The organism is Pseudoxanthomonas sp. LARHCG66, assembly GCF_052871755.1.
In genome coordinates this window covers 130,695-142,288 of record NZ_JBIXJW010000002.1, presented here as the reverse complement: position 1 = coordinate 142,288, position 11,594 = coordinate 130,695, and the positions used below count along the sequence as shown (strand labels likewise).

Genomic DNA, 11,594 nt, shown 5'->3' with positions numbered 1-11,594 from the left:
ACAACCGCAGAGTCGCTGCCCATGAAGAAACCGCTGCGCTGGTTCGCCCTGTTCCTGTTCACGCTGGTGCCCGCCCTGGCGTCCGCCCAGCAGCAAGGGCTCGAGATCGACATCATCGGCGGCAATGCCTCCGCCCTGCCCATCACCGTGGTGCCGATGCCCTACCAGGGCAGTGCGGGCACGCCGCCGACGGATGTCTCGGCCGTGGTGCGCGCCGATCTGGAGCGTTCGGGTGCATTCCGCACGCTGCCCGAAGCCAGCATCACCGAGCGCCCGACGCGCGGTGGCGAAATCCAGTACCCGACATGGCGCGCGCTGCGCCAGGACTACATCGTGGTCGGCCGGGTCGTGGATGCGGGCGATGGTGGATATCGCGTGGAGTACGAACTGTTCGATGTCGCCAAGCAGGAGCGCATGCTCGGCCTGGCGATGACGGCCCGCTCGAACGCCTTGCGTGATGTCGCCCACCAGATGGCCGATGCCATCTACGAGAAGATCCTCGGCGTGCGTGGCGCGTTCTGGACGCGCATCGCCTACATCACCGCCGCCGGTACCGGCAAGGCCACGCGTTACGCGCTGATGGTGGCCGATTCGGACGGCTTCAATCCGCAGACCGTGGTCCGCTCCGCCGAGCCGCTGCTGTCGCCGTCATGGAGTCCCGACGGCCGCAAGCTGGCCTACGTCAGCTTCGAGAGCGGCAACTCGGCGATCTACATCCAGGATATTTCGACGGGTGCGCGCGAGAAGGTGTCCGGCTTCCGCGGCATCAATGGCGCCCCCTCGTTCTCGCCGGATGGCCGCCAGCTGGCACTCACCCTGTCGCGCAGCGGCAATCCCGAGATCTACGTGATGGACCTGGGCAGCCGGTCGCTGCGCCAGCTGACCAACACCTCGGCCATCGACACCGAGCCGGTGTGGAGTCCCGATGGCAGCAGCATCTATTTCACTTCCGACCGCGGCGGCCGCCCCCAGATCTACCGCGTGCCCGCCGGTGGCGGCAGCGCGAGCCGGGTGAGTTTCGACGGCAGCTACAACGCGACCGCCAGCGTGTCGTATGACGGCAAGAAGATCGCGGTGGTGCAGGGTGCGGGCAACAACTACCGCATCTCGCTGATGGACAGCAGCCTGGGTGGCGCGCGCTGGTCGTCGCTGTCGCCGGGCTCGCTGGACGAATCGCCCAGCTTCGCCCCCAACGCCAGCATGGTGCTGTACGCCGCGCGCGAAGGCGGGCGGGGCGTGTTGTACGCGGTCTCCGCCGATGCGCGCGTACGCCAGCGTCTGGTCGTGGCCAACGCCGATGTGCGCGAGCCGGCGTGGTCGCCTTATCGCACCGTGCGTTAAGTTTCTGTCTACAATGTCCGTTCCCTTGACCCCCCGTTTTATCGACGAAGGAATCACCATGAACAACACCGCCCGTGTTCTGATGCTGTCCCTGATGTCCGTTGCCGTGCTGGCAGGCTGCAAGAAAGCCGTCAAGCCGGAAGCGCCGGCCGACACCACCACGACGACGCCGACCACCCCGACCACGCCGACCACCTCGGGCGTCTACGGCCCGAACGACCTGGATACCGACGCCTGCCTGCGCCAGCGCGTGGTCTACTTCGACCTCGACCAGGACGCCCTGAAGCCGGAGTTCCAGGCCATCATGGGTTGCCACGCCAAGTACCTGCGTGACCGTCCGTCCTCGCGCATTTCGCTGGAAGGCCATGCCGACGAGCGCGGCAGCCGCGAGTACAACCTGGGCCTCGGCGAGCGCCGCGGCAACGCGGTGAACTCGGCCCTGCAGGCCAGCGGTGGCTCGGCCGCCCAGCTGACCGTGGTGAGCTACGGCGAAGAGCGTCCGGTCTGCACCGACTCCAGCGAGTCCTGCTGGTCGCAGAACCGTCGCGTCGAGATCGTGTACACGGCGAAGTAAGCCGTCATCGCCACGATGATCGCGAAGAAGTACATGCTGGTACTGGCGGCGGCCCTGGTGGCCGCCGCTCCCGCCCAGGCGCAACGCGTCAGCTTGGCTGACCGCGTTGCGGCGCTGGAAGCGAAGGCCAACAACCCGCAACAGAACCTCGACCTGCTCAACAAGCTCACGCAGCAGGAAGCGGAGTTGCGCGAACTGCGCGCGCAGCTGGAACAGCTGCAGAACGAGAACGAGCAGCTCAAGCAGCGCGGCCGCGACCAGTACCTCGACCTGGACGGTCGCCTCAACCGCCTCGAGGGCGGTACTGCACCGACCCCCGTCGGTACCACGCCTGCCAGCCCGCCCCTCGGTAGCCAGGCTCCCGCATCGCCGCCGGCCACCGTGCCGGCGCCCGCCGTCGTAGCCACCGCCGAGCCGCCGCCCAGCGTCCATGGCGACATGGGGGCGATGTCCGCTGCCGGCGATGAGCGCACCGCGTACAACGTCGCCTTCGACCGCCTGAAAGCGGGCGAGTACGCCGATGCCGCGCAGCTGTTCACCAGCTTCCTCCAGCTTTACCCCGGCGGCGTGTACGCGCCCAATGCGCTGTACTGGCTGGGCGAGAGCTATTACGTCACCCAGAACTACGCGCTGGCTGCGGACCAGTTCCGTGCGTTGCTGGCGCAGTACCCGACCCACGACAAGGCGCCCGGTGCATTGCTGAAGATGGGCCTTTGCGATTACGGCCTGGGCAAATTGCCTGAAGCCGAGCGCATCCTCGGCGAAGTCGTCGCCAAGTATCCGGGCACCGATGTCGCCCGCACCGCCGACGACCGCCTGCGCGCCATCCAGCTCGGCCGCCTGCGCTGAAGAAACGCCGTCTCCGGCCCCTCCTGGGGCCGCCGGGCCGGCAGGGCGTATCATGCGCACCCCATGAATGACGCCGCCCGCCCCAGCGAGATCGTCCAGTCCCCGCTGGAACGCCTCAAGATCACCGAGATCTTCCTCTCCCTGCAGGGAGAGGCGAATGCGGTCGGCTGGCCGACGGTCTTCGTCCGTCTGACCGGCTGCCCGCTGCGCTGCCAGTATTGCGACACGGCCTACGCCTTTCATGGCGGGCAGTGGCGCGAGATCGACGACATCGTGGCCGAGGTCGCCCGCCATGGCGTCCGCCACGTCTGCGTGACCGGCGGCGAACCGCTCTCGCAGAAGCGCTGCCTGCTGCTGCTGAAGAAGCTCTGCGATGCAGGCCATGACGTCTCGCTGGAAACTTCCGGCGCTATCGACATCGCCGATGTGGATCCGCGCGTTTCGCGCGTGGTGGACCTGAAGGCACCCGGCTCCAGGGAAATGGCCCGCAACCGGCTTGAGAACCTGCCGCTGCTGACCGCGCGCGACCAGGTCAAGTTCGTGCTCTGCGGCCGCGCCGACTACGAGTGGGCGCGCGGGATGGTCGCCGAGCACCGCCTGGCCGAGCGTTGCGACGTGCTGTTCTCGCCCAGCAAGGCCGAACTGGAGCCGCGTGAGCTCGCCGACTGGATCATCGCCGACCGCCTGCCGGTGCGCTTCCAGATGCAGTTGCACAAGCTGCTGTGGAACGACGAGCCGGGGCGGTGATCGTTTTCTCCTTCTACCGGCGGGAGAAGGTGGCGCGGAGCGACGGATGAGGGGCGAGCGAAGACGCGGCGCATCACTCTCCGTGGCTTGCGTCACCCCTTACCCCAACCCCTCTCCCGATGGGAGAGGAGCTCATCGCGATACACTTCCCCCATGAAAAAAGCCGTCGTCCTTCTCTCCGGTGGCATGGATTCCGCCGTCGTCGTCGCCATCGCCCGCGAGCAGGGTTTCGCCGTGCACGCGCTGAGCGTGCGCTATGGCCAGCGGCACACCTCGGAACTGGATGCCGCCGCGCGCGTCGCCGCCACGCTCGGTGCCGCTGCACACAAGACCGTGCACGTGGACCTGCGCAGCATCGGTGGCTCGGCGCTGACCGACGACATCGACGTGCCGGAAGCCGGCGGCCCGGGCATTCCGGTGACCTACGTACCGGCGCGCAACACCATCATGCTGTCTGTCGCGCTGGGCTGGGCCGAGGTGCTGGGCGCCAGCGACATCTTCTGCGGCGTCAATGCGGTGGACTACTCGGGCTATCCCGACTGTCGTCCGGAGTTCATCGAAGCATTCGAGACGCTCGCCAACCTGGCCACCAAGGCGGGTGTCGAGGGGGCGGGCCTGCGCATCCAGGCGCCGCTGCTGCACATGAGCAAGGCCGATATCGTGCGCGAGGGCACGCGGCTGGGCGTCGACTTCGCGCAGACCGTGTCCTGCTACCAGGCCGACGGGCAGGGCCGCGCCTGCGGCCACTGCGATGCGTGCCGCCTGCGTGCCGCCGGTTTCGCCGATGCCGGCGTGCCGGACCCCACGCACTACGCGTGAACCGGGCGGGTTTCGCCCCATCGCGGACGATGCGTTAGAATGCGCATCCCGGTGCAAGGCCGGGATGCGTTCCCGGGCCGTTAGCTCAGTCGGTAGAGCAGAAGACTTTTAATCTTTTGGTCGAAGGTTCGAATCCTTCACGGCCCACCAAACCTTTCAAGTAGTTACCGGCGCCGCGCGCCTGGCTCCGTAAAAATCCTCCGTAAAATTCTTGAAGATTCCGGCAGTGCTGGAATCTTCTTTGTGGCGCGCGTGCGCTAAAGTCCTCCTTACGGGAACGACGCGGGGGCGCTAGATGCGGCAGGCTTTTGGAGAGTTCTACGGCCCGAAGGAGGCCGAACTCAAGCGGCTAATCACGGAGGGCCTGGTTGTCTTGGACGCGAACGTGCTCCTCCAGGCATATGAGCTTCCGAAAGAGAGCCGCGAAGCGCTGCTCGACACGTTGGAGCGGCTGAGAGACCGCCTGTGGATTCCGTATCAGGTGGGCCTTGAGTATCAAGCTCGGCGCCTCACGGTGATCGCGCGACAGCTCGGTGAGCTCGACGGCATCGTTGAACGAGGAGTTGCGGGATTTCAGAAACTGCAGTCCGAAATCGACGGACTTGAGTTGCAGAAGCAAGGCGTGGCGGTAGATGACACCGGGCTCAAGGAGGGGCTAGCGAAGGCTGAAGCAGAGCTACGAGAGGTTGTCGGGAGGACCCGAAAATCGGCGGTGCAAGTGAGTCACGATGATCCGATCCGAGACCGCATTGACCGACTTTTCGAGGGTAGAGTTGGGCTGCCGCCGGCCAACCAAGCCGAGGTTGAAGCCATGAATGAGGCTGCGCAGAAGCGGTATGACTGCGCTATTCCTCCCGGGTTCAAGGATGCGAACAAGGATCGTGATGCCCCCAAGGCCGGGCTCTACGCTAGGGGCATACGTTTCGAGAGGAAGTACGGGGACTACTACCTGTGGGTGCAGACGATGGCTCACGTCAGGGACAGTGCGGCTAAGGCCGTGCTCTTCGTGACGTCGGACGCGAAGCGAGATTGGTGGCATGAGGTAAAGGACGTCACTGTTGGGCCATTGCCCGCACTGGTCCGTGAGATGCAGAAGGAGGGCGGCGCCGAGCTCTTCTGGATGTATAGCTTGGGGCGATTTCTGGGGCAGGCCAACGAGCATCTGCACGCAAACGTTTCTGAGGTTGCCCTCCGTGAAGTAAACGAGTCGGAGGCTGCCGCACGCCACTCTTCCTTCAAGCTCGGTGACGCCCTAGTCGCCCACTACACGCCACCGTCGGAAGAACTCTTGGATCCGAGCGAAGAGACTATTCGAGCGATTTCCTCGCACTACTTGGAACGTGGCTTTGTCACAAGGAGGTCGGCGAGCCCGGATCTGATGTTTGCCTCGCGTGGGGACGTCGAGATCGCAATCCGGTTGATTTCTTACGTATGGCCCTTGAACGCAAAAGGCAGGGACATTGCTCAACCGCTAGCCATGCGAGTCCGCGAAATCGCGCAAGAGACGCCCCCCTTCGGAGGAATTCATGTTGTAGTAACGCTGCCGTTCTTCTCTGCGCTCTCCCTTATTACTAGTGAACAGTTCCCGAGCTTGGTGAAACTGTTGAGCGACGTAGCAAGGGACGAGTCCGTAGAGGAAATTTCCGTCGGTTCGGTGACGAAGGGCGTTTTCAGGGCGCTTTACACACATCGAAGTGAGGACGGCCCGACCTAATTTGAGGACGGGCGTACGCGCGGCCCACTGAGATCATAGACCTTCGTCATAGCCGGGCTAACACTGAGTGCCGTCTGCTTGTCAGCGACGTTGCCGGCGGTGTCGGTACCACCCTTCCGCTTCAGGTCGTGCAGGCTGAAGCGCTGCTCCTCGGTGATCAAGCGGTCGCGGATCGCGGCCATGATCAATCGCTGCCAGGCGCTGTCGAGGCCATCCTTCGAGAGGGGTTCGCCGTCTTCGGACAGGAACACGAAGCGCGCCTCGGGACGCAGCTGCTTTGATTGGCGCCGGCGCGCAATGACGCCGGCACGATGCGATAGCGCTGCTTCCCAAGTGACTCTAAGGCGGGGCGTCCACTCCACCACGTTGTTCCGGCTGCCCTTGCGGCGATCAGTGCGGATGCCTTCGGCTTCGCCCTGCGCTTCGACCAGCGTTACAGTTTCGATGCCGCGCAGGCGGCGTCCTCGAAGCTGACCAGCAACCAAGTGACGGTGCCGTGCTTTGGGCCGCCATCTCGCTCTTCCACCAAGTGGTGCAGCTCGGAAAGCTTTGCGGCGGGGCCGCCAATAGTTTCGCGTGCGGAGCGGCCCTCTTTGCGGACGAAGACATACCAGCGGTCGCGCCCGGTCGGACCCCGGTACACGCCTGCAGGCAACGCGGCCTGGTCGATGTGGGCCGGGATGGCGTCACCCTGTGAGCAAGGGCACTGGGCGCTTGTTGCCGTTTTGAAGTGAAGTGGAAGCGACCAGATTCTCAGCGATGGCGGAGACAGAACTCTTGACGTAGCGATGTACAATGCTCTTCGCCAGCTGCCCCTAGCCCCGCTCCCCTCGATGAAGCTTCTCGGGGAGCGGGGCTAGGGGCAGCTGGCGAAGACTTTCGGAATTCGCAAATTCATGCTGCAAAGCAGCATTGCTGACAGGCATTGATTTTGTAAATGATTGATTTTGTTCGGCTGTTTCCAGTGCCGCGTATTAGATCTGGATCGTTTTTAGCGCGTACACGTGCGGCTTGTTAGCTTCGGTACCGTAGTTAAGTTGCGATGTTTCTTGCCGCTAACTGACTACGTAGATGGACTCAAGCAACTTTGGTAGGCGTTTGAAGTCAACGTAATCAACGGCTTGCACCGAAAGGGGAAAAATCGGTTTCCTGCCCAACATTCGTAGTTAGGAGGCGTGCTATGAACTCTGGTCTCGAAGACTAAGACGTCAAAACCTGAGGGCCCTTTGGGGCCCTCATGCATTCTGGGGATTACAAATGGAATTTGTCGTCAAAGACTTGATCACCAAGTGCTGGTGGTCGTGGGGCTTCTTGATTGTCGCAGTGATCTCGGCGGCTGTCCTTGGCAGTGGCATGTGGCACGGAAACCTCACTGCTATAGAGAAGGGCTGGCTGGGAGTTCTCGTTTACGGATCCATTGCAGGGTTCTTCGTAAAGCCGATTTGGACGGCCGCCACGAGCGGCCACAGCCATTTGTTGACTGTGTGCATTTGGTCTTTGTTCCTAGTAGCGCTCTTTGTCCCGTTCTCGTTCTTTGTCTTCTATTCTTTCTTCGGGCATGACCCGACGCGATATGACAAAGTATTGAATGTGCTTCCCGTGCTAGTTGCCGCCTGGGCGGCTGGACTTGGCTGGCTCGTGCACTTTCGACTGAGCACGAAAGCTCACCGGACCAACAACTCCTTCTCGATCTTGATGGAGACGCGGAAGAGTGCGGAGTATCTGCGCCGAGCTGAGCTCTTCACTAAGCACTTCCCTCCAGGCATGGCTAGCATCCCCCAAGCCTACTTTCAGTACTTCCCGGCAGACTCCATTTTCCGGCTTCACCAAGCTGGACCTGCACCGAACGCCGCTCAACTAGAGATGGCCGAGGCAGTACAGGCCATGAAGTATCTGCTCAACTATTATGAGTTCATGGCGGTCGCGATATCGGCGGGTGATCTGGACGAGAAGCTGCTTTACGACACGATCGGCCCACCGGTGGTAAAGATGTTCAATCGCAGTCGGAACTATGTTGACTACGTGAGCTTAAATGCGCCCGATAAGCAGAAGCTGACGTACATTGTGCTTCGCAAGCTCGTTGCCAAGTGGGAGCCACAGATTCAGATCGACAGCGCGAATGCACAAATTCCCTAGCTCCGCTGGCCGAAGAACCATGGTGGGCCTCCGTAAAATCGCACGCCGGAGCCAAACACTGCCGGCTGCTTACGGCAGGCGCTTCGTAGAGGACTGAGTTGCAAGTGGTTGATCTAATGTGTACGGACCTGTGACTTTTAATCTTTTGGTCGAAGGTTCGAATCCTTCACGGCCCACCACGCACATCCCGCCGCGTCATCATCGCGCCGTATTCGCGTCGGCGCCCGCGAGGAAATCGGCGTGACCACGGCAGCGCGTGACTGGACGGCGCAGGCGATCCAGCGCATCGAAGCGGACTTCAACCGGTCCGCCGATACCCACCTTATCCCGCTGCCGTTGCCTGGTTTTCCCGGCATCGACGTCTATCTCAAGGACGAATCCAGTCATCCGACCGGCAGCCTGAAGCACCGGCTGGCGCGTTCGCTGTTCCTGTACTCGCTGGCGAATGGCTGGTTGCGCGAGGGTGCGCCGGTGATCGAAGCCTCCAGTGGCTCCACTGCGGTCTCCGAGGCCTATTTCGCGCGGCTGCTCGGCCTGCCCTTCATTGCGGTGATGCCGGCCACCACCTCGCCCGACAAGGTCGCCGCGATCCAGTTCCAGGGTGGTCGCTGCCATCTGGTCGAGGAGGCGGGCGCGATCAACGCCGTGTCGCGGCAACTCGCGCGCGAGACCGGTGGCCATTTCATGGACCAGTTCACCTATGCCGAACGGGCCACCGACTGGCGCGCGAACAACAACATCGCCGAATCCATCTTCAAGCAGATGGAGGCAGAGCCGCATCCTGTCCCGGCATGGATCGTGTGCAGCCCGGGCACCGGCGGCACCAGCGCCACGCTGGGGCGCTACGTGCGCTACCGCCGCCATCCCACCCGTGTGCTGTGCGCGGACCCGGAGCATTCGGTGTTCTTCGAGCACTATCGCGGCGCCTGCGCCGGCCAGCCCGACGATGGATTGACCTGCGAGCGCGGCTCGGGCATCGAAGGCATCGGACGCCCGCATTGCGAGCCCAGCTTCATCCCGGCCTGTGTCGACGCGATGGTGAAGGTGCCGGATGCACTCAGCCTGGGCGCCATGCGCCACGTCAGCGCGGTGCTGGGGCGGCGTGTCGGCGGATCGACCGGCACCAATTTCGTCGGCATCCTCGCCGCTGCCTTGCGCATGCGCGACGAGGGCCTGACCGGCTCCATCGTCAGTATCCTGTGCGACAGCGGCGAACGCTACGCGCACAGCTACTACAACCGGGACTGGTATCTGGAGCGCGGCATCCCCATCGTGGAAAGCGACGATGCCATCGCGGCCGCCGTCGCCGGACGCGGGCTGCCAACGCTGGCGATGGCCGACTGGCCGAACTGATTTCCTATTGCAGAAGGTGTTCCCATGACCAATCCATTGCTCGATTTTTCCGGTCTGCCGCGCTTCGACGCGATCCGCGCCGAGCACATCGCGCCCGCCATCGAGCAACTGCTGGCCGAGGCCGACATCGCGGTTAAGACGGCGGAAGCGGTCGCGCCGGTGACATGGGACACGTTCGTCGTCCCGCTGGACGACGCCACCGAACGGCTCGCGCGTGCCTGGAACCAGGTCACCCATCTGGAGGCGGTGGTCAATACCCCTGCACTCCGCAACGCCTACAACGCACACTTGCCGAAGGTGACGCGCTTCTGGAGCGGGCTCGCGCAGAACCTCGCGCTGTACCGGCAGTACCGCGCGCTGGCCGAGGCACCGGAGGCGGCCCGGTACGACGAAGCACGCCGCAAGGTGCTGGATAACGCATTGCGTGACTTCCGCCTCGGCGGCGCCGAACTGCCGGATGAGCAGAAGGCGCGCTTCGGCGCATTGAAGGAAGAACTGGCCGGCCTGTCGGCGAAGTTCTCGCAGAATGTGCTCGATGCCACCGACGAGTACGAGTTCTGGATCAAGGACAAGCAGCACCTGGGAGGACTGCCTTCCGACGTCGTTTCTGCCGCGCGTGCCGCGGCCAAGGCCGAGGATGAGCCGGGCTGGAAGTTCACGCTGCAGATGCCGTGCTACCTGCCGGTGCAGGCGTATGCGGATGATCGCGCGTTGCGCGAGACGCTGTACCACGCCAACGCGGTGCGTGCATCGGAACTCGCCGACAACGAGGCGCTGGACAACTCCGCGTTGATCGACCGCATCCTCGCACTGCGTGCCGAACTCGCCTCGCTGCTCGGTTTCGGGAGCTACGCCGAGTATTCGCTGGCGACCAAGATGGCCGATACCCCGGACGAGGTGCTGCAGTTCCTGCGTGACCTGGCCGCACGTGCCAGGCCCCATGCGCAGCGCGACCGCGAGGAGCTGGACGTCTTCGCGCGCGAGCAGCTCGGCCTGGAAACGCTCGAAGCCTGGGACATCGCCTACGCCAGCGAGAAACTCAAGCAGGCGCGCTACAGCTTCTCCGCACAGGAGGTGAAGCAGTACTTCACCGAGCCGGCGGTGCTGGCGGGCCTGTTCGGCGTGATCGGCGATCTGTACGGGCTGCGCGTGGAGCAGGACCAGGCGCCGGCCTGGCATCCCGATGTGCGCTTCTACCGCCTGGTCGATGGTGACGGCGCGCTGGTGGGCCAGTTCTACCTCGACCTGTATGCCCGCGAGGGCAAGCGGGGGGGCGCGTGGATGGATGACTGCCGTAACCGTCGCGATACCGCCCGTGGCGCGCAGACGCCGATCGTCTACCTGGTCTGCAACTTCGGCAAGGGCATGGACGGCAAGCCGGCCACCTTCAGCCACAACGACGTGACCACGTTGTTCCACGAGATGGGCCACGGCCTGCACCAGTTGCTCACGCAGGTGGGCGAACTGGGCGTCGCCGGCATCAATGGCGTGGAATGGGATGCGGTGGAGCTGCCCAGCCAGTTCATGGAGAACTTCTGCTGGGAATGGGAGCGTGTGCAGGCGATGACCACGCACGTGGATACCGGTGAGCCACTGCCGCGCGCGCTGTTCGACAGGATGGTGGAAGCGAAGAACTACCAGAGCGGCATGGCGACCGTGCGCCAACTGGAGTTCGGCCTGTTCGACATGCAGTTGCACAGTGGTTTCAACGCGGCGAGCGACAGCGTGCTCGCCCTGCTTGCTCGCGTGCGCGGCGAGGTGGCGGTGAACGTGCCACCGGAATGGAACCGCTTCCCGCACCAGTTCAGCCACATCTTCGCCGGCGGCTACGGGGCCGGGTACTACAGTTACAAATGGGCCGAAGTGCTCAGCGCCGATGTCTACGCGGCGTTCGAGGAAGCGCCGGGCCAGGTCGCGGAGACCGGCGCACGATTCCGGCACGAGGTCCTGGCCAGGGGCGGCAGCCGCGGTGCTGCCGAGAACTTCAGGGCGTTCCGTGGCAGGGCGCCGCGCATCGAGGCGCTGCTGCGGCATTCCGGGATGGCCGGCTGAGCGATCCGA

General features: G+C 63.9%; 10 protein-coding genes and 1 tRNA gene. 10 read left to right on the top strand and 1 reads right to left on the bottom strand.

Annotated elements, in window-relative coordinates; genetic code table 11:
• Window positions 1–21 precede the first annotated feature (21 nt).
• The 7 genes from tolB (at window position 22) to ACIPRS_RS07510 (ending at window position 6,044) form a co-directional block, all read left to right on the top strand.
• A complete protein-coding gene (tolB, locus tag ACIPRS_RS07540; protein ID WP_337731472.1) occupies window positions 22–1,341 on the top strand; it encodes a Tol-Pal system beta propeller repeat protein TolB in 1,320 nt (439 codons plus the stop codon).
• Window positions 1,342–1,399: 58 nt separating this feature from the next.
• Window positions 1,400–1,915, top strand: coding sequence for a peptidoglycan-associated lipoprotein Pal (gene pal, locus ACIPRS_RS07535; protein ID WP_446538108.1), 516 nt, complete (start codon window positions 1,400–1,402; stop codon window positions 1,913–1,915).
• A gap of 15 nt (window positions 1,916–1,930) precedes the next feature.
• Complete coding sequence (gene ybgF, locus ACIPRS_RS07530; protein WP_446538107.1) at window positions 1,931–2,764, top strand: tol-pal system protein YbgF; 834 nt, start codon at window positions 1,931–1,933, stop codon at window positions 2,762–2,764.
• 63 nt (window positions 2,765–2,827) lie between these two features.
• The gene (gene queE / locus ACIPRS_RS07525; RefSeq protein WP_446538106.1) at window positions 2,828–3,511 is read left to right on the top strand and encodes a 7-carboxy-7-deazaguanine synthase QueE; all 684 of its coding nucleotides are present in this window, start codon (window positions 2,828–2,830) and stop codon (window positions 3,509–3,511) included.
• 153 nt (window positions 3,512–3,664) lie between these two features.
• A complete protein-coding gene (queC, locus tag ACIPRS_RS07520) occupies window positions 3,665–4,330 on the top strand; it encodes a 7-cyano-7-deazaguanine synthase QueC (RefSeq protein WP_192201971.1) in 666 nt (221 codons plus the stop codon).
• Window positions 4,331–4,404: 74 nt separating this feature from the next.
• Window positions 4,405–4,480 (top strand) — tRNA-Lys (locus ACIPRS_RS07515).
• A gap of 145 nt (window positions 4,481–4,625) precedes the next feature.
• Window positions 4,626–6,044 (top strand): PIN-like domain-containing protein, encoded by a 1,419-nt coding sequence (locus ACIPRS_RS07510; protein WP_446538105.1) that lies wholly within the window; start codon window positions 4,626–4,628, stop codon window positions 6,042–6,044.
• Here ACIPRS_RS07510 and ACIPRS_RS07505 read toward each other — a convergent pair.
• Entirely contained in the window at window positions 6,041–6,529 is a 489-nt protein-coding gene (locus tag ACIPRS_RS07505; protein ID WP_446538104.1) for a hypothetical protein, read from the bottom strand. The two genes, ACIPRS_RS07510 and ACIPRS_RS07505, sit on opposite strands and share 4 nt — an antisense overlap.
• 772 nt (window positions 6,530–7,301) lie before the next feature.
• Between ACIPRS_RS07505 and ACIPRS_RS07500 the strand changes: the two genes are divergently transcribed.
• From ACIPRS_RS07500 to ACIPRS_RS07490, 3 genes are all read left to right on the top strand, one after another.
• Window positions 7,302–8,180, top strand: a complete 879-nt coding sequence (locus tag ACIPRS_RS07500; RefSeq protein ID WP_446538103.1) for a DUF4760 domain-containing protein — start codon at window positions 7,302–7,304, stop codon at window positions 8,178–8,180.
• A 240-nt stretch (window positions 8,181–8,420) separates the two neighbouring features.
• A complete protein-coding gene (locus tag ACIPRS_RS07495) occupies window positions 8,421–9,533 on the top strand; it encodes a PLP-dependent cysteine synthase family protein (protein WP_446538102.1) in 1,113 nt (370 codons plus the stop codon).
• 24 nt (window positions 9,534–9,557) lie between these two features.
• Entirely contained in the window at window positions 9,558–11,585 is a 2,028-nt protein-coding gene (locus ACIPRS_RS07490) for a M3 family metallopeptidase (protein WP_446538101.1), read from the top strand.
• Window positions 11,586–11,594: the final 9 nt, after the last annotated feature.

Coding starts and splice junctions, on each gene's coding strand:
- tolB (WP_337731472.1), top strand. CDS start 22: ATGAAGAAACCGCTGCGCTGGTTCGCCCTGTTCCTGTTCACGCTGGTG.
- pal (WP_446538108.1), top strand. CDS start 1,400: ATGAACAACACCGCCCGTGTTCTGATGCTGTCCCTGATGTCCGTTGCC.
- ybgF (WP_446538107.1), top strand. CDS start 1,931: ATGATCGCGAAGAAGTACATGCTGGTACTGGCGGCGGCCCTGGTGGCC.
- queE (WP_446538106.1), top strand. CDS start 2,828: ATGAATGACGCCGCCCGCCCCAGCGAGATCGTCCAGTCCCCGCTGGAA.
- queC (WP_192201971.1), top strand. CDS start 3,665: ATGAAAAAAGCCGTCGTCCTTCTCTCCGGTGGCATGGATTCCGCCGTC.
- ACIPRS_RS07510 (WP_446538105.1), top strand. CDS start 4,626: ATGCGGCAGGCTTTTGGAGAGTTCTACGGCCCGAAGGAGGCCGAACTC.
- ACIPRS_RS07500 (WP_446538103.1), top strand. CDS start 7,302: ATGGAATTTGTCGTCAAAGACTTGATCACCAAGTGCTGGTGGTCGTGG.
- ACIPRS_RS07490 (WP_446538101.1), top strand. CDS start 9,558: ATGACCAATCCATTGCTCGATTTTTCCGGTCTGCCGCGCTTCGACGCG.